We start from the raw sequence: 24,264 nt of genomic DNA, 5'->3' as shown, positions 1-24,264 counted from the left end.
TTTATTCACTTCCATTGGCAATAGAGTCTTCAATGAAGTTCATTGTATCTTTAGCAATTTTCTTACGATTAAATAGTATTCCTGCATGTCCACAATGGTAAAAAAGGCGCCGCGGTTTCCCCCAAGCCAGCCACAGATTTTTTGCATCTTGTTCTGTGAGATACTGATCATATTTTCCACTTATCAGTAATATTTTTTCTTTTGATACCAATGGTTTTGCTTCATCTGCACGAAGGATAGACCAGCACTCCTGTAATTGCTCATATGTAAAATTATTCCTCTCTAAATCTTCCTTAATGTGTTTCCCTATAGATGTATGCCAAATTTCATAAGAAAGATTATTTGCGTACATAACTGAAACAAGCACATCAATTTCTTTTTCGTATAAACTTACCAGGTTGGAAATATACCCACCTAAACTGATACCAATGAGGATTACTTTTCCACCTTTATTTTGTTTTAACCACTGAATTAATGCCCTTATCTCTACAACTGCTTGTCTGATAGCCGTTATGGTTCTGCACACGTTTGCACTAATCATATACTCTCCACTATACAAACTATTAGATGCCCGCTCAAAATGATAGGGAAGGGTCGGAAAATAGACATTAAATTCTTTTTTTTGCATCTGCTTTAAGAATATTGACTTAAATTTATTCAAACTGTCAGAACGCCAACCATGTACAATAATGACATGAACAGGTTCTTTACCGTTTTTACTTAAGAAGCACATTCCCTTTGCTATATTATTATCCTTATCTTCAGAATAAATAGGACTATTATAGCTATAGGAACCCAATAGATAGTTGTTTTGATCGGTGAGTTCAAACAAAACATCAGGAATTGTATTCAATTGATAAAAGGAGGCCCGGTCAGAGTTTATTGTAAAAGGTTGCAAACTGACATCATGACAGAACTGTGTTTGTAGACTTTTTTTACGATGTAAGGAATACAGCCCAACTTTATCAAACAAAATACTTAACCATTTATTCATGAATAAACTCCTCATAGCATAATCTCTGCAGCAAATTCTTATATTAATATTATACTATCCTAGACTATCCTAACTAATTTAAATGTAAATTTCCACATATATTGTCAAAATAGTGTATATTTACAATGAAATAGAAAAAAGTATTAGGATAAAAAACCTATTATCTAAACCTAAAAGGACATTTTAATAGATCGATATTAGGATGTAAGTATTGAAGATAAATTGAAAAAGAAGCACAGGAATGTCCTTGTGCTTCTTTTTCTAAATCATAATTCCCATTTTTAAAGTACCATTATCGCCAAACCATCAGTCCGAATGCACATACCCCGGTTTGCCATTTGGAGTAATCTCATCGTGAGCCATGACTCCTGTAAAAGAAGTGAAAAAGAGCCCCACTACCACGGCAGTTAAAACGAAAGTCTTCTTTGCTTTCTTCATCATCATCCCACATTCCTCCTAATATTTTGTTCCTCTATTATGCCATAGTTATTAAAAGATTGTATCTGCTGAATTTTAGTAATTTTTAGATAATATAAGCCGAAATCTGGTTTTTATATTATAATAGCGATACTTATATTAAAATATTAATATTTTATGAATGGAGGAATTTTAGTGTCATATTCCATCGGCCAGCGTATCAAGGATTTAAGAGAGTACTTCAACATTACGCAAAAAGAACTATGTAACGGAATATGCAGCCAAGGGTTAATCAGCCGCATCGAAAAAGACGAAGTCTCTCCAACCGCACTTGTTTTAGAGCAAATTGCCCGACGGTTATCGGTCGATATGAACTACTTTTTTGATGAAATTCACAACTACGGCAACAACTATATTGAACTGACGAAACGCACGATTGATAAGAAAATTCGAGAATGCAATTACGAAGAAGTGCTGCAAATCATTACATTAGAAAAAAACAGTCCCCTATTTAAAAGTGATCAACTAAAGCAATACATATTATGGCGAGAAGCGATCTGTGTCTTTCATGTCAAGCATGACGAAAAACGAGCACTCGAATTACTAGAAGCCGCACTCAATATAGGAACCGCGTCCCCAAAGATCATATCAGAATATGAACTGCATATCTATCAATCAAAAGCCATTATCTACAGTATGACGAATAAACTAGATGAAGCCGCGGAAATCTACAAACAACTCGTCCAAAAAATCAACAGTCTTACGCACATTAAGCATAAGCGATTAATGATCAATATATATTACAACGCAGGGATGAATGCCTATGATCGACACGACTATGCAGAAGCGATCAAACTCGTCGATTATGCCCTAACCTTGTGCATTGATGAAGATTACTTATATTTACTCGGGCAACTATTCTTTCTATACGGCATCGCATTGTTTGATTACGATCATAAAAATAAAGACGAAAGCTTGAAGTACCTGGATAAAGCGTTATTTATTTTTACACTAAAAAACAATCAAGCCAATATTGAAAGTGTCGAAGAAGAAAAAGTTCGAGTGGCGAACACAAAGGTAGATTAACCTGCCACTCCCCATTTATGAGTAAATATGTGAAATACTGTAAAAGTCTATGAATATATTAATTTACATCTAAAAAATACCGCATACGATATGATTACCCTCTCTTTTTCAACGATTTTTGTAATCTATTAATCTCTCAATCACTTTGCGTAAAACTAACTTTCCGGTTGTAATGGAGATGTAGCGCTACAAATCACTTTTTTGGGAGGGTATTTATGAGAAATTTAAGATGGTTAGGTTTTATAGCAGTTTTTGCCCTCTTGTTTACGCTGATCTTTCCACAAGTCAGTTCATTGGCAAATGAGCGTGGAGGCGTTGAGAGGCACGATTACTTAATTGGGTTTGAGAAAAATGTAAATGCGAATGTCGTCAAACAAGCAGGTGGCGAAGTATTACACGAGTTTCAATACATGCCTGTTCTTCACGTCAAATTACCAGAGCAAGCGGCACGAGCTCTCGAGAAAAACCCAAACATTGCTTATATTGAAAAAGATGAAGAAGTAAAAATATCTCAAACTACTCCTTGGGGAATTGGTCATATCCAAGCTCCAACCGTTCACTCTTGGGGCAATCGCGGGAATGGTGTAAAAGTAGCTGTACTTGACACAGGAATTGCGACACACGAAGATTTACGTATTTCCGGTGGTGCCAGCTTCATTAGCTCTGAACCGTCGTACCAGGACTATAACGGTCACGGTACACACGTTGCTGGAACAATTGCAGGCTTAAATAACAGCTATGGGGTAATAGGTGTGGCTCCTTCTGCAAACATCTATGCGGTAAAAGTTCTCGATCGAAACGGGAGCGGCGCACTAAGCAGCATCATCCAAGGTATCGAGTGGTCTGTTAGTCAAAACATGGATATTGTTAACATGAGTCTAGGAACGTCCTCGGGATCGACTTCACTGAGACAAGCGGTCGATAATGCGTATAATCGCGGATTACTTCTGATTGCTGCGGCAGGTAATACAGGAACTTCAGGTATCATGTTCCCAGCTGCTTACAACTCTGTTATGGCCGTTGGAGCCGTCGATTCAAACAACAACCGAGCATCTTTTTCAACATATGGAAGCCAAATGGAAATCGTAGCACCAGGTGTGTCTGTATTAAGCACATACACGTCGAATCGCTATGTCTCCCTTAACGGAACGTCAATGGCAACGCCTCACGTGGCAGGTGTAGCTGCACTCGTAAAAGCTCAATACCCTTGGGCGTCTAACGGACAAATCCGCCAACGCTTACGCGACACAGCCACTCCACTAGGAAATTCATCTTTCTATGGAAGTGGACTAGTGAATGCGGTGAGAGCTGCATATTAATGGGAATGCTGAAAAGAGAAAGCCGAGGGGCTTTCTCTTTTATTGTAGTAATTTATTTTCAACTTTTGCTGATTTATTTTCAACTTACTGTCATTTATTTTCAACTTTTACTGATTTATTTTCAACTTTGACTAAAATATTTTCAACTTCACCTCGTTTATCGATTTCTCGACCTAATCAGTCAAAGTTCGACACACGCCACAACATGCTAGTGCTTTACTCTAGTCGGGGTCAGACCCCCTTGGCCACTAAGCTGAGTTTTTGCTTAGCCGCTTCTGTATTAAGGACTTCAGGAATAGTTTGCGACGCTTCACATCAATTCATAAAAAGAGTCTTTTCCTAAGTGCTGGATGTAATCTTGAACTAGCTTCTCTAAATCGTTGGATTGATCAAGAAAAATCCAATCATCGATTCCACCCTTATAACAGAAGCGTTCAACTTCAAATATACGCTCCTCTTTGTCTACCAACACAAAACGTAAGTCTGTAGCGTATTGTTTATATTTGTGCAGGAGTTGTTTTGGGATAGAACCGTTTGAAATTGAGGGATCAACCGTATAAATAAAAATAGCATTCTTTTTAATATCTAGCTTAAAATCTTTGATTTCCGAGTATTTTATCATTCCATTATTAATTACGTTAATTTCCTCAGGTTGTATGACGGGCTTTTGCTCTTTTCTCATATACACGTTTCCATTGGGATTTTCATAGATTTCATATCCACTCGGAACCTGGTCCAACTCCGCAGCCCCTTCAGCTTCTTTTGAGAAATAGTAGGTGGTGTTTCCTTTTGTGGTTAGCTTACTATGCAGATAATAAGTATCATCCCTGAAGTTTTTATAGATTATTGGCATTGGTTTTCCTCCTTCCACTCTTACTTTACTGAAGTAGACCTCATTCCACCTCATCCGTCATCTCAAACATTTCTTTATTTGGTTCTATTACTTATAGTTTAGACGACTCGAATACTGAGTAAACCGCAATCGACAAATTCTGGGATGTCACAGTGACGGTTTCTCCGGATTCTCTACATCAGGCCCTCGAGCCTATCTGTGGATATCTATACCTTTATACCAATTAACCTTTCGCCCCCTGTGTGTAACTCGTAAAAGGTGGATAACCCTCTGTATAACTAGAAGGTTATCCACCTTTTTGGTGATAATATGTTTTTTTGTAGTGTTTGATTATTTATTTAATCCACAAATCAGCTTACTAGGCCTGACTTACTTTCCTTACACCATCGTGAAACATTCTGTGTAACAAGATTTTTCGGGGTGTCACTGTGACGGATTTTAAATTCCAACCAACGGCTCACTATATACGGGTAAATCGCTTTCCAGCTTGAAATCAACTACTACCTTTTCATCGACATGATAACGGTGGAAGCTATTCGTATGGACATTGATTAAGTTTCCATTAACCTCAATCGAATAATGAATTTCTTTTCCTTGAAACATGACGTTGCGAACAATTCCTTGAAGCCCGCAACCGCTTTTTCTTACGACGAGCTGTTCTGGACGTACAGGAAATAAACCGTCGTTTCTCATTTCCGTCGAAACTGATTTATTTTCCCAAACCACACTCGTTTCCCCTTCTGGTTTGAAGAAATGTTGCGTCCAGCTTCCTCGTAAAATATTGGCCTTTCCTACGAATTTTGCAACAAACATGGTTTCAGGTCTTAAGAAGATTTCTTCTGGGCTGCCGATTTGTTCAATCTGACCATCTTTCATCACCACAATTTTATCCGCCATCGCTAGTGCTTCTCCTTGATCATGGGTAACATACACGATTGACGTTTTTGTAAAGCGGTGAATGGTTTGAATTTCTTTCCTTAAATCCATTCTTAACTCTGCATCCAGACTGCTGAGCGGTTCATCCATTAATAATAACGCTGGTTGAGGAGCAAGCGCTCGAGCAATGGCAACACGTTGCTTTTGACCACCCGATAATTCACTCGGCATACGCTCGCCGTATTTTGACAGCCCAACGAGTTCAAGCATTTCGCGAACGCGTTCTCCGCTGTTTTTCTTTAACGTTTCCGGAACATATCGATGGTGTTGGATTGGAAATTGAATTTGTTCTTTGACCTTCAGATGCGGCCACAAGGCAAATGATTGAAACACCATCCCTATATTTCGTTTTTCCGGCGGTACCGTTTGACTATGAGTTGCAATCAATTCATCATTCATCGTGATGCTGCCAGCAGAAGGTTTTTCAAAGCCAGCAAGCAGTCGTAGTAAAGTCGTTTTCCCGCAGCCTGAAGGACCTAAGATCGCAACAAACTCTCCTTTTTCAATAGTCAAGTCAATGGATGATAAAGCCGTCGTTTCACCAAACTTTTTTGAAATACGTTCAACTACTGTACTCATACACTTTTCACCTTCTTTTCATAGAACTTTTGGCACCCTAACAATACTAGAGCCAGCCCCAGCATCGTAATCACAATGACTGTTGAAAACGCCGTAGAATATGTGGTATATCCTGCTTGTTCAAAGTTAAAAATCATTAAGCCAATCGTTTCGGAACCACTTGACCATAAGAGCGCTGAAACGGTCAGTTCCGTTAAAGCGGTAAGCAACACAAGAAATGCCCCACTTAATAAACCTGGAAGTAATAAAGGCAACATAATAAAGCGCCACTTGCTAAACCCACTCGCTCCTGAAACGTGTGCGGCTTCCTCCATGGACGGAGCAATTTGGGACATAGCGGTCATACTTCCTCGCACTTGTAAAATCATAAATCGCGTCACATACGCAATAAATAAGATCCAGATGCTCCCGTAAATCCCTGGGTTCCAGCCTGGGATCGGCTGCATCCACGTTAAAATCATAGCAAGTGCTAAAACTGTTCCGGGCAAGGCATAAGGCAAACCTACAGAAACTTCCATCCATTTACCGAAACTATTCTTTTTCCGTAAGCGATAATAAGCAATAGCGGTACCGGCAATTAAACAGATAAACGCTGTTCCTACCGCAAGCTTCAAACTATTTACGATCGCTCCCTTGATTTTAGCGTTTTCTATCAACACAAATTGATAGTGATTAAACGTAAGATTTTCTAATGCAAACGGAAGACCATAAGCCCTAATAAGGGATGAACCTACCATTGAAAACAGCGGAACAATACTAATGAATATGAGGAAAGACCATAAAGAAACTTCCACCGCTGTTCGATAACGCCCTAGTGCAAAACGCGGACTTGAGTCGATTTCGCTCGTATCACCTTGTGTCCCTCGCTTTAATAGCAACCATTGAAACAAAGTTCCGAGTAAAGCAATGATACCGAGAATAACGGAAAATGTAGCTGCCCTGGCAAACGCATTCGGTCCAAATCCGACAATTTCTTGGTAGATTGCTGTACTTAACACCGTAATATTAGCAGGGATACCTAAGAAAGCAGGAATTCCAAAATTATCAAGGTTAGCAAGGAACGCTAATAACCCACCGCTTGCGATACCCGGTAAAGCTAGAGGAAGCGTTACCTTCCGAAAAGACGTCCAGTAGCTGCCGCCTGAGGAACGAACGGCCCATTCTAATTCTCGCGGGATTCTTTTAATAATACTCATCGTTAATAAAAACACTAAGGGGTAGTGCGACAATCCTAGAATGATTATCATCCCTGTGTAACTGTATAAGTTCAGGGGTTCAAGCTGCCCTGGTAAAAAGGATAGAACCTTAGCGAACATCCCGTTATTCCCCATAAATTGTGTCCATGACAACGTCACAATGTAAGAAGGAATGATAAACGGCAACATCACAAGGATGGAAACTATTTTTTTATAACGAATGTCACTGTAACCGACAATCCACGCCAGTGAAACTCCTAAAAATAGTGAAAGGATTGTTGAACCAAATACGATGATGAACGTATTCGAAAGAACTCTCAATGTTCTTGCCTCTTGAAAAATTAAAAAATAATTAGAGAATACATGGCCCTCTTCAACAGAAAAACTCAACAAGGCTAAACGAACAATCGGCCACACAAATAAAAGAAAAATGAGAAATAAAGTAAGCCCAATCCACATTCGATTGGTTAATTTAGTTGGTAAGGAAAAGAAGGAAGACAAGCTTTCGCGTCTTCCTTGTAACGGGTTTGACATGTATTGTGCACCTCAACTCTATTATTCACCAAGAATTTCAATAAAGCGTTGCTTATCTTCATCACGCGTTTTTAACAGCTCTTTAATATCGTGTGAAACTACTTTCATGTCTGTAATAGCTTTTAACCCTTCTGGTGCAGCAACCCCTTCACGGATTGGAGTGTAGCCCAACTCCGAAGACATCGTTTGTCCTTCTTCTGAAAGAACGAAATCTACGAATGCTTTTGCTGCAGCTTCATTTTTTGTATTCGATAAAATACCAATCGGTTCAGTAATAACCGGTACTCCTTCTTCTGGGTAGATCAGATCGATTGGTGAACCTTCTGCTTTAGCACGAGCGACAATAAAATCAACAACCATACCATAGGTCTTCTCGCCAGCTGCAACAGCCTGTAAAACAGCACCATTTCCTTGAACAACCGTCAAATCGTTATCGCGAAGCTTTTCAAAAAACTCCCAACCAAATGCATTCTGACGGGAAAGCACCCCAACATTATAGGCAGCCGCTCCAGAATAAAGCGGGCTTGGCATGATACCTTCTCCGCTTGCGTCAGTCCCCGCTAATACTTGCCAAGAATTCGGAAGCTCATTAACTGCATTAGTATTAACCGCTAGTACAGTTGCCATCACCTTTGTCCCTGCATACGTATAGTCTTCATCTACAAACTCTGCTGGGATATGATCATGTTCCGGCGATTGATACGCTAGTAATAACTCTTGTTCTTTTAAACTTTCAAACGTTACCGCATCTGCAACTAATAAAACATCGGCTTGAATTTCTCCAGCTTGTTTTTCTGCTTGTATTTTACTAATTACTTCTTCTGTTCCTGAGCGGAAGATTTCAACGTTTATATCTGGATATTGTTCATTAAAGGCTTTTACTAATTCACCTGCATCGCTATCTGGCTGAGACGTATAAAAATTAATTTTGCCCGAAATATTTTCTGCGGCTTCAGAAGATGAGTTCGATGTTTCAACGTTTTCACTCGTTTCTGTACTCCCCCCACACGCTCCTAAGACAAGTGCTGATGCTGCTAACATGGAATAGAAATAACGTTTCATGAATAAAGTTCCTCCTTCGATTTTTTCAACATTTTATTGTTAAACCAACGTTCAAGCTTTTTCACATGCTTTTTATGACATACTTTTCCTTCAAGAGGGGTCACGGTTATGTAACCTGCTTTTAATTTTCCATAATCACCATCTTCGTCAAAATCCGATAACTGAGACAACCGGTCCTTTAACCAGTAATATACTTGCCCATACGGATCATTTAAACCGACATACTTATACCGACTGACAGATAAATCAAGAGGAACCACTTTAATTCCTGCACAAAACTCTCTCGTAACATAAGGTAGATTAATATTGATGAAGACTCCTTCTGGTGGCTTATTCGGTAAAATAATTTCCATCACTTCATAAAAAAGCCGTTTCGGTAATTGAAAGTTGGTTTCTTTTGTATTTGTACGGTCCACAGAAACGGCAATCGCCGGGATGTTAAATAGTGATGCTTCCGCCGCTCCAGCCATCGTACCTGAATAAAATACATCTCGACCTAAATTAGCACCTAAATTAATTCCGGAAACAACGACATCTGGTGGTTCTTTTAACAACACTTCTAATGCAAGTTTTACACAATCTGCCGTTGTCCCGTTAATCGCCCATGCTTGCACATTCGAACCAAAGATCGATACCGGCGTTGCCTTTAACGGCTGCTTTATCGTAATCGAATGGCTGATAGCACTTCGTTCTTGATCTGGACAAACGACGTAAATTTCGCCAAAATGCTGTAAAACTTCAACCAATGCTGCTACTCCAGGTGCAAATATTCCATCGTCATTAGTAACTAGAAACTTCAATTGTCTTATCCTCCGTCTTTTCATTACATTCATTGAGATACTGAAGATGCTTTCTTAAAAGATCAGCCTCTTCACTCGTGTCATAACCTTCTAATATAATCGGAAGTTTACTAGATTGAATAAATTCAATATAGGGTATTAACTTCAATATTCCTTGTCCTAAGGCAACATGATATTGCGAAGCAGATGTATCACTCAAATGAATTTTATTCATCCGGTCAACTTCTTGGTGGGTAGTAATTAAATCTTTATTAAATGAAACATGGGCAACATCAAAGGTCGTTTGAATAGAACTAGAACGACCTGCGACAATTTGATTGAGCATGGTCGGACTCGTTACAAATTCTTTTTTGACAGGTTCCATCAATTCTACCGACAAAATCACACCGTATGTTTTAGCGACCTCTTCAAGTGTATCGAGGCTATGCTGTAGGCAGTCAAAATGCCACGAGTTCCAGTCATTCGTTAAGGTCCGCTTGCCAGGGTGTACAGTTATATTTTTTGTACCAATCGAAGCTGCAAAATCAATAGAGCGGATAATTTCCTCAATCGACTGTTTCCGAATACCTGCATTTAAGGAACATAAGTTCAAATCCCAACTCGCCGCATGAAAGGTTGCATCTAACTGGTGCTGCTTTAATGCTCGGCGAATGTCACGATCGGTCATTTTGTAATACCACGCTTGTTCTGCCCAGATTTCAATACCTGCAAGCCCAAGTGACTTCGCCTTTAAACTAATCTCATCAATCGTTTTCCCCCACATCAATGTGGTAGATGCGTAACACTTCATTTTAAACCTCCGTTTTCACAAACTCATTCAACCAGTCTATTTCTTTTGCAAAGTTAAATGGAACAGATCCAATCGGATAAGGGTTTCTTGAGGATTTACCGTGAAAATCGCTACCGACACTGATAGATAACCCATAACTCTTTGCTTGTTGAAGCCAATATGTTGTATCTTGTAACGAGTGTTTTGAATAATAAACTTCTACACCATCTAAACCAGCTTCAACTAACTCATCCAACTGCCAATTCCAAGTGTAAATACCAGGATGGGCAATAAATGCTTTTCCACCGCATTTTTGAATTAATTCAATCGCCTCATTGGCAGTAAAACCTTCTCGATTGACAAATGCTTGTTTTCCTTTAGCCAGCAGAGATTGAAATGCTTCCTTAGAACTTGCAAAATACCCTCTTTCAACTAATTCATCTGCAATATGAGTACGAACAATCACATGTTGATTCGCTCGTTTCCAACAAGCATCCCATGAAATAGCGTACCCTAACTGGTTGAGTCGGTTAACGATCCGTTGACTCCATACTTTCCGTTTTTCTTGGCGCCAATGTATGTATTCATGCAGTTGAGGATGATTGACGGCTAAACCATATCCTAAAATATGCAGTTCCCCTTGAGGACCATCTGTATTCATTTCAATACCTGGGATAAGCTTAATACCGAGCTCATCTGCTAATGCTGTCGCAGCACCATAAGCAGAAATTTCATCATGATCGGTTATTGACATAATGGAAACTCCCTGCTGATAGGCTTCGCGTACAAGCTCTGCTGGCTGTAATTCACCATCTGAATGAGTACTATGCATGTGTAGATCAATTTTCAATACCTCTCACCTCCTTTACCTTTTCTTACTTCCAATATACAGCTCAATTATCAAGCTACCTTTAAGCGATGTTTTTCATTTTGTAAAATAAATGTAAATTGGCAATGTGTTAATTTTTTGTAAAAATATCCATTGAAAACTAAAAACCTTGATCTGATGCCTATTTCGTGAAAATTAGATATTTTCATATATTAATTTAAGGTAAATTTTTTACATTAAATTAATAAAAGTGATGGATTTATGTGTAATTAGCCCCGGTTTTCAAGTTGTAGATTTTAAAAAACAGAATTCTATGATTTTAGAATTCTGCTTTCTACATTCTGACTTTTTATATTAACGGTTCACCAAACGATTGACGAAAAAGAGAAGAGAGAAGAGAGAGTCTGTCCCCTACTGCGGTAATACTTTACCATAGTGGGTTCACCCCCCATTCCCTCCACCTCTACGAAACGAGAGCCGGTGAAAGGTATTAATATACACAAACAGTTCTTCGCCATTTACCTCCCTCGAATCGGCAATGAGAGGAAGATACATGGCATGGTAGGTTTCTGGGACCCAAATGTAATGATGGACATACTCTGTGAGAAGAAAACCACATGATTGCCAAAAGTCGATACGCCTTTTATTATCTGTTGTTTCCTCTGACTCGGCCTCAATAATTAATTTTTCATACCCCTGATCAACTGCCTTTTGTCGTATGTAATCAACAAAGTGTTTGCCAAGTCCACGGCCACGCTCTTTTTCAGATACTGCCAAATAATCAATGATCATCACACCTTCAGATACGAGTTTTCCTGTGAGAGCCATAACAACCACACCCGAAATGTTGTACCCCAGATGAAGTTCGGCAATTCCTTTTGCAAACATATTTTTGATGATTTTCGTAGGTTTAGCCCCCTTATTTCCAAATGCCTCTAAATAGAGGGGAAGTGCGTCCTGCCAAAGTTTATCATCCCAATTACAAACGGTTAAAATTTTCATAAGGGTTTCTCCTATAGTAGTGGCGTTGTCCCCACTGCGTTAATGCTTTAGTGGAGGTTCAGACCCTACCATTCGTCATATTTTCCACATTTTTATTATATATTTTGTTAATCGTGAAAAAACGTATTGATGTTTTCACTACCCTTAACAACATGACTACATCCCCAACTATCACGATGAGAATAGATACAAGGGAGTGAATGATATGCCTATTGTAAGACAAACTCATGTTGTCTATACTGTTCAGCCAGGGGATACGTTATATTCCATCGCGGCACGGTTTGGCAGTACAATCTTGGGGATTCAAAGAGTGAACCAACTAATTCCACCGATCACCGATCCAGGTTTGATTTTTCCTGGATGGACGCTTATCATTCCCGTCCTTGCCGAACGTCCTTTTCGTACCATCTATATTACTGCCCCTAGAGATTCATTGTTTCGTATTGGGCAGCGGTTTTCAGCTCATACGGATCTCATCGCTGGGGTGAACCAGCTTCAAGATCCAAATCTGATCTTTGTCGGTCAGCCACTGTGGGCTCCAGCCTTTGTGTATGAAATTGAAATGGGAGATACACTATACAATATCTCCAGACGTTTCCAAATTCCAATGGCCAACATTATAGCAGCGAACGATGGAAGACCTGGATTTTCACTTGATTTGATCTATGCTGGGTTTCGCCTGCTTCTTCCCCTCCCATCTTCAAGGAATATCGTCGTCATTCGTCCTCTTCCAGGAGATATTATTCGCGGTGGCGACCGTATCGAAGGCTTCGCCCGTGTCTTTGAAGCCAATGTTCTGATGCAAATTCAAGATGACAACGGTGTAGTTGTCTCGCAAGAACGGTTTACAACAGCGTTAGAAGGTCCGCCTGCCTATGGTTATTTTTCTGAAACCGTTGTCTTTGATCGAACACCCACTACAACTGGCGGATGGTTATGGGTCTACTCCCGAAGTGCGATCGATGGCAGTATCATAGATCTGGTTCAAGTAAGAGTTGCGTTTGTGTAGGAGTCTGTCCCCCTACCACACATAAAAAGAGAACCATCTAGCGCAAAATAGGCTAGTTGGTTCTCTATTATTATTAATAGTATTTTAGATTGCTGCATTTGGTTGCGCTTTTTTATCTTTGGAGCATTTACATCCCATTTCAGGTCAATTTTTTTCAACTTCTACTCATTTATTTTCAACTTCTGCCTGTTTATTTTCAACTTCAGTCTATTTATTTTCAGCTTCAGTCTATTTATTTTCAACTTCCGCTTATTTATTTTCAACTTTATCCACTACTTTTCTTCTGCTCCGAACTTCGATAGTAATGAAGCGATGCTAGACTTTCGGGGAGTCGTTCGATCGATTGGTTGACTAGGTCTAGCTTTTTTTCGACGCGATGCAGCAAGTAGAGAGTCACCATGACAGGAAAGCCAAACTCACTCAAAAGCGGCAGCCACATTTCCATCCTTAGAACCTCCTTTCCTTATGAAAAAAGGAAGAGGCTAATCCCCCTCCCCCTTTCAAAATCAATTATTTATTAAAACTCAATCGTTTCAACCGTACGATCCACAACACGAGCACTTTTTTTCGCTACCAGGTTACCGCCAGATGATGTAAAAGCGTTCTGTACGATAATCTCATCCATCGCTGCACTAATCGCAGCTGGATCGACTGGATAGATAGGGTTGTCCAATGAAATCGTGACGTTTTTCGCTAATTCGTTTTCAAAGACTAGTTCGAGTTTCTTTGTCATTTCAGTTCCTCCTTTCTAGTAAATTTTTCTACCAATTAAAGATCAAGCGCGTACGTGTTGGCACGGTCCACTTGATAAGGCATCCAGCCTTGAAGCGGAATTAACGCATCGGCAACAGCTTTTAACTGTTCGTTAGTCGCACCGGTCTTGATGTTATTAAAGCTCTTCGTTTTTAAGATCGGCTCTCCAATTTGGTTATAACCTGACTCAAACACTATGACTAATCGTGAGTTTGAAAGCATCCTTGTCACCCCCTTTCACTATGTATATATGGAGAAAGGGGCGAAAACGGTGAATGAGGATGAAAAAAATTTTTTGGGCGAAGACCTAACTACGGTTTTATCGCAAGATGGGTGGTTAAGAAGTCGACTTACGAGGAGTAAAATAGGTTTCGGTGCTTTACTATTAACTATAAATTGATGGTTATCCACAGACTTCACTTCTGCTAGTTGTATTTATTACAACAGCGTGAAACATTCCGTGAAACAATATTTTTCGGGTTGTCACTGTGACACTGCTGCGCAATTGCAATAACATCAAGCATTCATGTATAATGTAGATATAATCAACGTAGAATAAAAAAGACCAAGTGCGGGAAACACTTGGTCAAGCAGCAACGTACATGCCGCATGAAGAGCGGCTAACCAACAAATTAAGTAATTACTAAAGAAAAAGTAACCTATCCTAACCTTTGGTCTGGCGCTGGACGGTTACTTTTTTCTTGTTTCTTTGACGATTTCCACAACAAATCTAAGCACGTTTATAAGTACCAGCGTTGCGTTAATAATTTCTTTGTACATTGAATCAACATTTAAAAATCCCCCGTTTTAAAGATTAACTATTGATTTTCCTTGTTAGTGGACTTTCCCCACTGCGCATTGCTCGAATTGATTTTAACATAAATAACAGATAGGGATGAGGATGAGGTTCAACCTCAGTACGAATAGAAAATCCTTCAAATGCTCTAAATAATCACAAATAGACATTCTTTGTGATCGTCGCCTATTATTAGGTGTTATATTTTAGTCAAATAGAATATAAGTCAAGCGCTTTTTCAAAAGATCTTGGAACGTCACTGTGAACCGAGTGTAGTATATGGAGTTTTTCATAATCGTTATGGTTGAAGGATCTATTATTTCGAAGGGGGAGTTGAAAGTATAAGCGGAAATGATTGTTACAATCTTTATAGAGGATCCCTATCGTTCTCTCCATAGAATGTTTCAAGAGTAAAACCTGTTAACGCAGAATAACAGGCATCTACTAGAACCTTCTTTTCCTTATCGAGAACATCATAAACGATTATTACATTGTTAATGTATGTCCAATAATAACCATTAAATTGAAAACCAGGGTAATCTACAACGTCATAAGCTTTTTGACGTGGGTCTACAGAAAGAACAACTTTAGAATTTCGGAAAACAAGCTTGGGGTTTATTTTAAATGGTTTCATTTCAGCTAGCCAAACTCTAGCTTTTTGGCCCCAAACAACATCATAGTATAACTCCTTAACTGTCATTATTGACCTCGTCGACTAATTTATCGAACTCTTTTTCATCTCCACTATAATAAGAAAAGTCACTGTCCCTATTTTTTCTTGCGTCTCTTAATTGGGCCAAAACCTCTTCATTTGAAAAAATGGATTTTGTCATTCTCTTCTTTTGTTCCTCGGAAAGTTTCCCTTGTTTTGACTCGGATAGAGAAAGTTTAAATGTCTTATTTTCTGTGCTGAAGGTATAGGTATTATCATTCATTTGAAAAGCTTCGTATATTATTCCGTCATCGTCCTTAACAAATATCTTCATAAAGAACAGCTCCTCACATTATGAAATTTGATCTGATCACTATAACAATAAAATATTTTTTTCATTCTCAGTTAAAGCTACTTATGCAAAGATACCATAAGTTCATACTTACAAATATCTTAACACACATTATATGATACAATCTTAATTTAATTTATTCGCACTTATCGACTAGCGAATGCCCCATTCGATGCATCGCAGCTGACACACGCTCACGCGACTCCTTGACAGAAGCATCTGGCAATCCGACAATAATGACAGATTCCACCCCTTCCATCACTTCAACTTCCACTTGGACAAGGTAACCCTCCAAGCCTTTCAAACCAATACTATTCACTTTTGCAGACAAAATACACCCCTCCAAAAAGGTATTTTTTGATGGATTTTTTTAAAAAAGAATAACGAATGAATGAAGTTAGTGCAGAAAATAACGAAGAAAAACATGAGGAAAATCGAGAAAGCATTCAATAGAATTACTATCATTATAAAAAGTATGGAAAAGCACTGTCAACCAAAACATGACTCTTCTCCATACCAATTCCGTTATCTTATCAAATAGATTTCGGAAAATTTCGATACCCACTGTGCCGGTTCTCCGTGAAACAAGGTTTTTCGGGTGTCACAGTGACGATTTCCCAATTTCACTTATTCATATCTACTTTAAAATCTATATAATCTCCTACTGAAGAACCTTCAACATAAGAATCATCGTAAACTAAAGGAGCAAACATAAAAATTCGAACCCACTCGATGTCCTCTGCATTAGAATCTTCTAGAATAAAGAACTGAGATCCACTTTTTTTAACGGGTCCGATAAATTCGCCATTAATAGTATTTGACATCCATAAATCAGATTCTAATTCCTCACCAGTATTTGTTTCTATTTCCGCTTGTGCTGGATAAAACCAAACAGTATCTTCAGAAGTATTTTCAACTTCCATATCGATTTGAATATAGTTAATAACATCAGTTTCCATTTTCATTCCCAGTTCCATATCCATTTCCATCAATTCCACTATATGTTCTGCTAACTTCCCACTAAATACGTTTACTTGCGGAATATTTAAAACCATAGGCCCCGTTTCTTGCGTATCAATTTCATCGTTTCTCGCGATAAGTGTAAAAGAACCGTATTCGTTCTCTACCGTTTCTCCTATCTGATGCTCCGACCCATTATCTGCTATTTCTTCAACTTTGCCTGTACTTTCATCCGTTTCAGGTTCGTTAGTTTCCGTACTGCCACATGCTACAAGTGAAACAACCAATAACCCCGCTAATAAAATAAAAGATAATTTACTCATAATATCCTCCTTATAAACTTTTACAGTCACAAATATGATTGGGGTCAGACCACAGATTGTCACGTGACACAACGAGTCCTAAAAACATCTGACCTGCTAAAATCATGCATTGATGAATTTGTTAGGAATTCTATGATTAGAAAAGTGTTTAATGTAAAAAAAGTATAGCACTATGCACAAGTAATGCAGAGTCCTACACTTTAATCTCTAGTAAAATTAATAAACCAGTTACTGTCTTCCTTTCCCTTCTCCTAAAGAGAAAGAAAATTTTCGATTGTATCTACTTTCTTCCATTAGAAATACTTTTTCAAATAATATTTCATAGGCTTCCTCTCATAAATATTATTTGTTAAGTATCACTAACGTTTATTTTGCTACTTCATTTATAAAAGGCCTTAGTCTCTCTGAAATATCGTCTACTAGTTTTTTTGTATCGATCGAAGTGTCATTACTAGCTTTATCGTAAGCATATTGAAGGATGTCTAGTAATGCCTTTTCATCTAATATTGTCTTAACAGCCAACTTTCTTAACCCTCCTTATCACCTATACATTTCCCTTTAATATGGTAACATAAATCATCAAACAAAGTTCAACAAATGTTTCGACAAAAAACGAGGTCTGTCCCGGTTCTCTAAGTCCCCCTCCAAGCCTTTCAAACCAATACTATTCACTTTTGCAGACAAAATACACACCTCCCAAAAGGTATTTTTTGATGGATTTTTTAAACAAAGAATATGAATGAATGAAGTTAATGCAGATAAAAACGAAGAAAAACATGAGGAAAATGGAGAAAGCTTTCAATAGAATTACTATCATTAGAAAAAGTATGAAAAAGCACAGTCAACCAAAATATGCTGCTTCTCCATACCAATTCCGTTATCTTATCAAATAGAGTTCGGGAAATTCCGGTACCCACTGTGCCGGTTCACCGTGAAACATTCCGTGAAATAAGATTTTTTGGGGTGTCACTGTGACGATTGCCATTCCTATTTTTCTTTACAAACTCTTAACCAAACCTGCACTATCCTTCATTCCCCTCGTACATTATTCAATGCATAATAAAAAAAGTAATTCACTACGCTACTTTTGAACTATTTTACTTAATTTTACAAATATTTCCTCTACCTGCACTATCCTTCATTTAGCTTCTTTTAAACAAATTCAATAATTTGTTTAAAAAGGAGCTCTCAATGAAGAAAAACCCGATTCTTTATAATACATTCGGAAAAGTCATTAAATTAATGAGACTCAATAAAGAAATGACACAGCAAGAGTTAGCGGAGGGGGCTGACCTTTCAATTCGATATGTGATTGCTATTGAAAAAGGAGAGCAAAACCCTACATTGGATGTTGTCTATAGTCTAGCAAAAGCACTCGACACCTCTCCTTCTATGATTTGGAAAGAAGTTGAAATTAGATGCCTATCATATCGATTATCAAGCGATCGTCTGGGAGCGCACCCAACACTATTACGTGAAAAAGCCTTCGCTTCAACTCATCAAAGAGGCCTGCTTAGTAGGTGGTGCCGATTTTGACGGCAGGAGAGCTGCCGTTACGTATAAAACAGGAATTACTTCGAAATCACCCATACCTATTCATCCAAGTGAACAAATTTATGCCTTTCCCACCCATTCCCCTAAGCTGCATGAATGTCATTGGCTGTTTTATCACCACATCAAGTCGCTTCACCGTCACCCGGACACGCCCACACATACGATCGTTACGTTCCATGATGAAAAAGAACTGTTACTCCCTGTGTCTCTCTACTCGCTGGAACGGCAAATGCAGCGCACCTCTTATTGCATTGTGCGTTTTTCACAACACCCCACTGAGTTTCAACATTATAAGTGACACACTCTAATCAAGCGTTTTCCCTTCTGCTTTCTATGATCTTCATCTCTTCCTATTCAGACTACCCTATTCATTATTAAATCCAAACCATGTACAAATGACTTTCCCATAAAAAGAACCTAATCCAAGGAGGCACTCCCCGTGAAACCAGGCCACATCGACCAATTCGCCCATTTAAGTCCGTTCTCTTCGGTAAAAGATTTCAATGAGTCCATGAAAAAAGCAAGAAAGCGGTACGAGCATCATTTTACAAAAGGAGAACGAATCGCTCTGTTAACGTTAATTCAATTCAGCGTAAAAAGTATGGAGTTTGTAATGCAAGGGTAGCTAAACTCGTACAAGCCGCCCAAGCGAAAAACGGGAAAATCTCTCGCTCGACATTCGAACGGATGCTGCGCAAGGCAAAAGCTCTTGGCATTCTAAGTATCCATCATACGATCCGTCAAAAAGGAGGCTACTCTCATAACGTCTATGTCTTTCACCGCTTTGACGAATCGCAAGACTCACAATTGACAAATCGACACCCTGTGACAAAACCAGCCACGACAAGCGTTCAATTCCAAGAAAAGGCCCCAGAAGCTCCATCTTTTCAAACTAAAAAGCAAAAACATATTAAAGAACTACGCCAACCAACACTAGACTCACTCGATCACACATTCGTACCGGCTTACGTCCCACCCCCCTTTGTCAAAGTCGCCAAACCGTTCTTCATCCGCGCCAAAAACATTTGTTCCCTATGGGACAAAGCCTTGATCGCCTACCGCTCGATGAAATTTGAACAACCGGTTGAGACATTCCTCCCAACCATCATTCAAGCCTTTAAAGAGACGGTCTATAAGTACAAACAAAATTATATTAGGACAAGCTTTATTCAGTATTTTTACGGTACCGTAGCTGGGAAATTAGCAGTGGCAAAGCGAAGGATCATGGCTGAGGATACGCCTTGGGGTCAGTGGTTAAAAGCGGGGACTTTCCCCCGCCGCGGAAGTGCTTTACCCAAGTGAGGGTCACTCCCCATTGTCGATTAATATATATTTTTGTCGAAATTCAATAAAAGAATTGTACATCTGCTAAAATAGATCTAATTACCTATCATATGTAATTCAAGTTCTGATGCTTATATGAGTTTTTATAGGAGTAACACATAAACTAGGTAATTAAACTTAAATTTCTTTCTTTTGCTATTCCTTATTTAACATTACTTTAATTATCGGGAAGCGAGGGTTATCTATGAAAGGCAGAATTAAATATTACAATGAATTAAAAGGATTTGGGTTTATCGTGGCGGAAGACAACAACGACTATTTTTTCCATGTTTCTAACTTGAAATCTTTACAACTACCAACGCTAGGTGCATTGGTAGAGTTTACGGGTTCTAAAAATGAAAAAGGGTTTAGCGCCGTAAAAATAGAGATCATGAATACTAACATACTTCTTCCATCATTGTGTTCGATGAGGTAAGAATTAGAAAAAATAACATAAAGAATTACGGAATTACAACCAAAGAATTTCCATATGAAAAGATTTATGATATGGATGTTAAATTCCACAGCGGATTCTCCAAATTCCTATTCGGAGAAAAAACAACTTCACTTAGTTGGAATGGGAGATTAGAAATAATTAGTGAGGAACGGTTCAGAGAATTAAAAGCAGTTAATGAGCGAGAGAGCTACAAACAACCGGGTAATATGCCATGGCGTGTCGATGTCGATGGGTTATTTTCCACGTATAAACGCTATCATAATTCCTCTGGAAACATTCTGGAATCCGAAGAGTTTACCAATGAATCTGACTCTGCCAATCCTCCTTATGAGATGAAAGATATAAAATGTCTATATGTCTCGACTTATCAAAATGACAATTTTCTTTTTAGAGAAGATCAGTGCAGTTTCAACATTCATGAAAAGTTTGCTGAGATAGATTTAGCTTTTTCTAGCTAAGTAAACCCTAAAATACGAATTTATGCGTGAACGATATGACCATTCTTACGAGAAAGGTACTTCGAAAGATAGAAGAATACTATTATTGGAGTGGTTAGAAAGACGGTGCCACTTCCTAAAGAACTAAGAGCAGAAATTATGAGTTTCTACGGTAAGAACCCTCCTGCAGGTTATATGGGAGGGTTCTAGAAAAATGAATATGAACGGCTTCAAGAAAAAAATCCTCCTAATCGAAAACTACAAAAAAGCCCTGCAAGACTGTAGGGCCTTTTTAATCGGTGGTAAATACATTGGCGTTGCTTGGTAAAGTTCTTGTCATTTGGCAGTTAAAAACATGGCGAGAGTAGAGTCGCTGTAATCCGGGAACAGAAAACCCCATCCTCCCATCACCTCTCACTTTTGATGGTTAATAATTATAAAGTGACTGAATTTTGACCCCATTATCCTCTTTGATAAATTATTCTACCTATCATCCTAGTTATGGATTATGATTATCTTATTAAATGAATTGTAAATCAACTAGGAGTGTGGAAAATGAGTCGAGGATTTATTGGTTTTCTTGTTTGCTGTTGTTTTTTGATTTTGGTGGGCTGTTCAGATAAAAGCCCTCAGATCCCAGAAAATGCAAAAGCGAAGAATGATACGTATTGTTATAGTTATGAGACCACCGATTATGTCGATTGTTATCCCTTTTTAATTCAAGATATAGAGGAACACTTGCAATTGATTAAAGATACTCTAATTCTAGAGGATCGAACGGATGCCGATGTCTATTTCGCGTATGTGGAAGAGTCCTTAGCTATTGTTCATGGATTGGAAGAGGAATTTAAAAGAACACAAGAGAAGTATGGACAGGAATCTGATGCGTTTCTGGAGGCAGTTCAAGAGATTATCCATTGTGTTGATGAGGACTGTATGACACAACGATTAGCGATGCAGCATGATACGATCCCGCCTGAAGAGTGGAAGGAATTTAATGAAACCTTAACGACTTTATTTGAAGAATATTTCACCCTGTTTCTACTAAACGAACATTATAACAAAACCTTTGGTGATCAGCGGTTTATCAAAAACATTCATACCTCGCAAACTCGCCTGTCAAAGCTCAAAACGAGAACTGAAAAAGAATGGCAATCCCTCATGGCAAGTTATCACGAGTCAGATACCCCAGCAGCGAGCCAAGAGATCGAAAAGGAAAAAATAAAAGAAGAGAATCAAACAAATAACCAATTAGCCGATCCGCAACCAGTTGAATCAAATGAGACAACTGAAATTCTCATTTCGTATACCATTGATAAGAGTGGCTTTGTCTCAATCAACGGCCCTACAGACTCAGTAATTCGTCTTAAAGTCGGACAAAAAATACATTTAAAGCCTACTTTCATTGGCGAAGCCTATCAAAAGCTTTATGTCTATGGAGGAGTGGTCGATTTTCTAGATGAATACACTGTCATTGCACGTCAATCAGGTACGACCGATTTAGAAATTGTTCCGAATTGGGAGTGGGAATTGTCGAAGGTGTATACAGTCTTTGTGGAGTAAAATATCTTGTTAATATCTGACGATTCAACATACACCCTCCAGCCGCAAGCTGGAGGGTGTAACTATTAATCAATCCTATTAACTTCTTCTATTAATACAAGGGGTACAATAAACCCCTAATCAATATAGCTATGCGGATATCATTTCCACCTGCATGACCAGATGTGAAATATTCCGCGAAACAAATCGAGGCATCACAGTGACAGGTTCTAAAAACAACTAACATGTTACATCACGTTTTGATGAAGTTTGTTAGGTAAAGTAAAAAAAGTGTAGCACTATGTATAAGTAATTCAAAGTCCTACACTTTAGTTTCTAGTAAAAATTAATAAATCACTCACTGTCTTCCTTTCCCTTCTCCTAAAGTGAAAGAAAATTTTCAATTGTATCAACTTTCTTCCATTAGAAATACTTTTTCAAACAATATTTTATAGGCTTCCTCTCATAAATATTATTTGTTAAGTATCACTAACGTTTATTTTGCTACTTCATTTACAAAAGGCCTTAGTCTATCTGAAATATCGTCTACTAGTTTTTTTGTATCGATCGAAGTGTCATTACTAGCTTTATCGTAAGCATATTGAAGGATGTCTAGTAATGCCTTTTCATCTAATTTTGTCTTAACAACCAACTTTCTTAACCCTCCTAATTTCCTATACATTATCCTCTAATATGGTAACACAAAAAATCACTTACAGTTCAACAAATGTTTCGATAAAAAACGAGGTCTGTCCAAGTTCCTAGGTACCCTCACCAAGCCCTTCAAACCAATACGATTCACTTTTGTGCAGAAAAATACACACCTCAAAAAAGGTATTTTGATGGATTTTTTAAACAAAGAATAATGAATGAAGTTATTGCAGATAAAAATAAAAAAAACATGAGGATAAGGGAGAAAATTTTCAATAGAATTACTATCATTATAAAAAAGTATGGAAAAGCACTGTCAACCAAAAAAATGCTGTTTCTCCATACAAATTCCGTTATCTTATCAAATAGAGTTTGGGAAATTTAGGTACCCACTGTGTAGGTTCTCCGTGAAACAAGATTTTTCGGGGTGTCACTGTAGTTAACCCCCTTATAATGGACAAATAAGGTATGATAAATATAGGGTATTTGTACATTTATGGAGGAGATTATTTTGTCCGAGAAAACAAGAAAAGCACAATACACGACCGAAATTAAGCTAGCAGCTGTCCAGCAATTTCTAAACGGTGATAAAACTACGCGAGAGCTCGCTACTGAACTAAAAGTGGATCAAGATACTATTAATAATTGGATCAAAAAATATAAAGAACATGGAAAAAGCGGACTTAAAAGAACGAATGCGAATCCAACCAAAAAACGCAATAAAGATAATAAAGAAGTTAAAGAATTAAAAGCACAAATTAAAGCGAAGGATCTGGAGATTGAAATCCTAAAAAAGTTCCAGGCCTTTCTCAAAGAGAACGAATAAGCAAAAAATATGAAGCTATCTCCTTTTTGAGAAAGGAATATTCCGTATCCCTACTGTGCAGCGTATTATGTGTTTCCAAAAGCGGTTACTACGCTTATTTAAAGCGGGCTAAAAAGCAAGTATATACTGTATTTTGCAAGAAAAAAGTGCAGAAAAATGCAAGAAATAGTGCAGAGTTTTGCCACCCAGTAATTTGATTATTTTGCCTTTGATAAAGCGTTCGAAAGCCTGTAGCTTCCGCCACTATATGTTA

The 24,264-nt window shown here is 38.3% G+C and carries 30 protein-coding genes; 11 read left to right on the top strand and 19 right to left on the bottom strand.

Going from position 1 to position 24,264, the window contains the following annotated elements:
- Window position 1: 1 nt before the first annotated feature.
- On the bottom strand, window positions 2–994 hold the full coding sequence (locus tag N7Z68_RS11470; protein WP_275118620.1) for an alpha/beta hydrolase: 993 nt from the start codon (window positions 992–994) through the stop codon (window positions 2–4).
- A 306-nt stretch (window positions 995–1,300) separates the two neighbouring features.
- A complete protein-coding gene (locus N7Z68_RS11465) occupies window positions 1,301–1,438 on the bottom strand; it encodes a hypothetical protein (RefSeq protein WP_275118619.1) in 138 nt (45 codons plus the stop codon).
- 168 nt (window positions 1,439–1,606) lie between these two features.
- Between N7Z68_RS11465 and N7Z68_RS11460 the strand changes: the two genes are divergently transcribed.
- Window positions 1,607–2,497 (top strand): helix-turn-helix domain-containing protein, encoded by an 891-nt coding sequence (locus N7Z68_RS11460; protein ID WP_275118618.1) that lies wholly within the window; start codon window positions 1,607–1,609, stop codon window positions 2,495–2,497.
- Window positions 2,498–2,712: 215 nt separating this feature from the next.
- Window positions 2,713–3,816 (top strand): S8 family peptidase, encoded by a 1,104-nt coding sequence (locus N7Z68_RS11455; protein ID WP_275118617.1) that lies wholly within the window; start codon window positions 2,713–2,715, stop codon window positions 3,814–3,816.
- 310 nt (window positions 3,817–4,126) lie between these two features.
- Here N7Z68_RS11455 and N7Z68_RS11450 read toward each other — a convergent pair whose 3' ends face one another.
- From N7Z68_RS11450 to N7Z68_RS11415, 8 genes are all read right to left on the bottom strand, one after another.
- Window positions 4,127–4,669, bottom strand: coding sequence for a hypothetical protein (locus tag N7Z68_RS11450; RefSeq protein WP_275118616.1), 543 nt, complete (start codon window positions 4,667–4,669; stop codon window positions 4,127–4,129).
- A 438-nt stretch (window positions 4,670–5,107) separates the two neighbouring features.
- Window positions 5,108–6,184 carry an ABC transporter ATP-binding protein gene (locus tag N7Z68_RS11445; protein WP_275118615.1) on the bottom strand — a complete coding sequence of 359 codons (1,077 nt, stop codon included), beginning with the start codon at window positions 6,182–6,184 and terminating at the stop codon, window positions 5,108–5,110.
- Window positions 6,181–7,914: an ABC transporter permease gene (locus tag N7Z68_RS11440; RefSeq protein WP_275118614.1), complete on the bottom strand. Its 1,734-nt coding sequence runs from the start codon at window positions 7,912–7,914 to the stop codon at window positions 6,181–6,183. Before N7Z68_RS11440 ends, N7Z68_RS11445 begins: the two co-directional genes overlap by 4 nt.
- Before the next feature lie 21 nt (window positions 7,915–7,935).
- Entirely contained in the window at window positions 7,936–8,976 is a 1,041-nt protein-coding gene (locus N7Z68_RS11435) for an ABC transporter substrate-binding protein (protein ID WP_275118613.1), read from the bottom strand.
- Window positions 8,973–9,776 (bottom strand): 5'/3'-nucleotidase SurE, encoded by an 804-nt coding sequence (gene surE, locus N7Z68_RS11430; RefSeq protein WP_275118612.1) that lies wholly within the window; start codon window positions 9,774–9,776, stop codon window positions 8,973–8,975. Before surE ends, N7Z68_RS11435 begins: the two co-directional genes overlap by 4 nt.
- Entirely contained in the window at window positions 9,757–10,566 is an 810-nt protein-coding gene (locus N7Z68_RS11425) for a sugar phosphate isomerase/epimerase family protein (protein WP_275118611.1), read from the bottom strand. Before N7Z68_RS11425 ends, surE begins: the two co-directional genes overlap by 20 nt.
- Before the next feature lies 1 nt (window position 10,567).
- A complete protein-coding gene (locus N7Z68_RS11420; RefSeq protein ID WP_275118610.1) occupies window positions 10,568–11,395 on the bottom strand; it encodes a PHP domain-containing protein in 828 nt (275 codons plus the stop codon).
- 420 nt (window positions 11,396–11,815) lie between these two features.
- Complete coding sequence (locus N7Z68_RS11415) at window positions 11,816–12,376, bottom strand: GNAT family N-acetyltransferase (RefSeq protein ID WP_275118609.1); 561 nt, start codon at window positions 12,374–12,376, stop codon at window positions 11,816–11,818.
- A gap of 205 nt (window positions 12,377–12,581) precedes the next feature.
- Between N7Z68_RS11415 and N7Z68_RS11410 the strand changes: the two genes are divergently transcribed.
- Entirely contained in the window at window positions 12,582–13,385 is an 804-nt protein-coding gene (locus tag N7Z68_RS11410; protein ID WP_275118608.1) for a LysM peptidoglycan-binding domain-containing protein, read from the top strand.
- Between the two features lie 265 nt (window positions 13,386–13,650).
- Here the strand turns inward: N7Z68_RS11410 and N7Z68_RS11405 are convergent, their stop codons facing one another.
- The 8 genes from N7Z68_RS11405 to N7Z68_RS11370 form a co-directional block, all read right to left on the bottom strand.
- Window positions 13,651–13,830 carry a YvrJ family protein gene (locus tag N7Z68_RS11405; RefSeq protein ID WP_275118607.1) on the bottom strand — a complete coding sequence of 60 codons (180 nt, stop codon included), beginning with the start codon at window positions 13,828–13,830 and terminating at the stop codon, window positions 13,651–13,653.
- 72 nt (window positions 13,831–13,902) lie between these two features.
- Window positions 13,903–14,118, bottom strand: a complete 216-nt coding sequence (locus tag N7Z68_RS11400) for a DUF2922 domain-containing protein (RefSeq protein WP_275118606.1) — start codon at window positions 14,116–14,118, stop codon at window positions 13,903–13,905.
- A gap of 35 nt (window positions 14,119–14,153) precedes the next feature.
- Window positions 14,154–14,360, bottom strand: coding sequence for a DUF1659 domain-containing protein (locus N7Z68_RS11395; protein WP_275118605.1), 207 nt, complete (start codon window positions 14,358–14,360; stop codon window positions 14,154–14,156).
- Between the two features lie 941 nt (window positions 14,361–15,301).
- Window positions 15,302–15,634: a hypothetical protein gene (locus tag N7Z68_RS11390; RefSeq protein ID WP_275118604.1), complete on the bottom strand. Its 333-nt coding sequence runs from the start codon at window positions 15,632–15,634 to the stop codon at window positions 15,302–15,304.
- A complete protein-coding gene (locus tag N7Z68_RS11385; RefSeq protein WP_275118603.1) occupies window positions 15,624–15,920 on the bottom strand; it encodes a hypothetical protein in 297 nt (98 codons plus the stop codon). The genes N7Z68_RS11390 and N7Z68_RS11385 overlap by 11 nt, the downstream gene beginning before the upstream one ends.
- Window positions 15,921–16,074: 154 nt before the next feature.
- Window positions 16,075–16,269 carry a magnesium chelatase domain-containing protein gene (locus N7Z68_RS11380; RefSeq protein ID WP_275118602.1) on the bottom strand — a complete coding sequence of 65 codons (195 nt, stop codon included), beginning with the start codon at window positions 16,267–16,269 and terminating at the stop codon, window positions 16,075–16,077.
- A 292-nt stretch (window positions 16,270–16,561) separates the two neighbouring features.
- A complete protein-coding gene (locus N7Z68_RS11375; protein ID WP_275118601.1) occupies window positions 16,562–17,221 on the bottom strand; it encodes a hypothetical protein in 660 nt (219 codons plus the stop codon).
- A gap of 366 nt (window positions 17,222–17,587) precedes the next feature.
- Window positions 17,588–17,743, bottom strand: coding sequence for a YwzD family small protein (locus tag N7Z68_RS11370; protein ID WP_275118600.1), 156 nt, complete (start codon window positions 17,741–17,743; stop codon window positions 17,588–17,590).
- Window positions 17,744–18,412: 669 nt separating this feature from the next.
- Here N7Z68_RS11370 and N7Z68_RS11365 point away from each other — a divergent pair.
- The 7 genes from N7Z68_RS11365 to N7Z68_RS11335 all read left to right on the top strand — a co-directional run bounded on the left by N7Z68_RS11365 (window position 18,413) and on the right by N7Z68_RS11335 (window position 22,555).
- Entirely contained in the window at window positions 18,413–18,757 is a 345-nt protein-coding gene (locus tag N7Z68_RS11365) for a helix-turn-helix transcriptional regulator (protein WP_275118599.1), read from the top strand.
- Entirely contained in the window at window positions 18,696–19,073 is a 378-nt protein-coding gene (locus N7Z68_RS11360; protein WP_275118783.1) for a competence protein ComK, read from the top strand. Before N7Z68_RS11365 ends, N7Z68_RS11360 begins: the two co-directional genes overlap by 62 nt.
- A 141-nt stretch (window positions 19,074–19,214) precedes the next feature.
- Window positions 19,215–19,400: a hypothetical protein gene (locus tag N7Z68_RS11355; RefSeq protein ID WP_275118598.1), complete on the top strand. Its 186-nt coding sequence runs from the start codon at window positions 19,215–19,217 to the stop codon at window positions 19,398–19,400.
- Between the two features lie 62 nt (window positions 19,401–19,462).
- Entirely contained in the window at window positions 19,463–20,077 is a 615-nt protein-coding gene (locus N7Z68_RS11350; protein ID WP_275118597.1) for a hypothetical protein, read from the top strand.
- 226 nt (window positions 20,078–20,303) lie between these two features.
- Window positions 20,304–20,534, top strand: a complete 231-nt coding sequence (locus N7Z68_RS11345) for a cold shock domain-containing protein (RefSeq protein ID WP_275118596.1) — start codon at window positions 20,304–20,306, stop codon at window positions 20,532–20,534.
- A 71-nt stretch (window positions 20,535–20,605) separates the two neighbouring features.
- Window positions 20,606–21,013 carry a hypothetical protein gene (locus N7Z68_RS11340; RefSeq protein ID WP_275118595.1) on the top strand — a complete coding sequence of 136 codons (408 nt, stop codon included), beginning with the start codon at window positions 20,606–20,608 and terminating at the stop codon, window positions 21,011–21,013.
- Between the two features lie 534 nt (window positions 21,014–21,547).
- The gene (locus N7Z68_RS11335; protein WP_275118594.1) at window positions 21,548–22,555 is read left to right on the top strand and encodes a hypothetical protein; all 1,008 of its coding nucleotides are present in this window, start codon (window positions 21,548–21,550) and stop codon (window positions 22,553–22,555) included.
- Window positions 22,556–23,030: 475 nt separating this feature from the next.
- On the opposite strand, the gene N7Z68_RS11330 is transcribed toward N7Z68_RS11335, so the two are convergent.
- A complete protein-coding gene (locus tag N7Z68_RS11330; protein ID WP_275118593.1) occupies window positions 23,031–23,186 on the bottom strand; it encodes a YwzD family small protein in 156 nt (51 codons plus the stop codon).
- Between the two features lie 510 nt (window positions 23,187–23,696).
- Here N7Z68_RS11330 and N7Z68_RS11325 point away from each other — a divergent pair.
- A complete protein-coding gene (locus N7Z68_RS11325; RefSeq protein WP_275118592.1) occupies window positions 23,697–24,011 on the top strand; it encodes a transposase in 315 nt (104 codons plus the stop codon).
- Window positions 24,012–24,264: the final 253 nt, after the last annotated feature.

The sequence above is a fragment of the Alkalihalobacterium chitinilyticum genome, from assembly GCF_029028005.1.
GTDB lineage: Bacteria > Bacillota > Bacilli > Bacillales > Bacillaceae_F > Alkalihalobacterium > Alkalihalobacterium chitinilyticum.
Note: the sequence above shows the minus strand (reverse complement) of the source record. Positions and strands in the feature narration are given on the sequence as shown.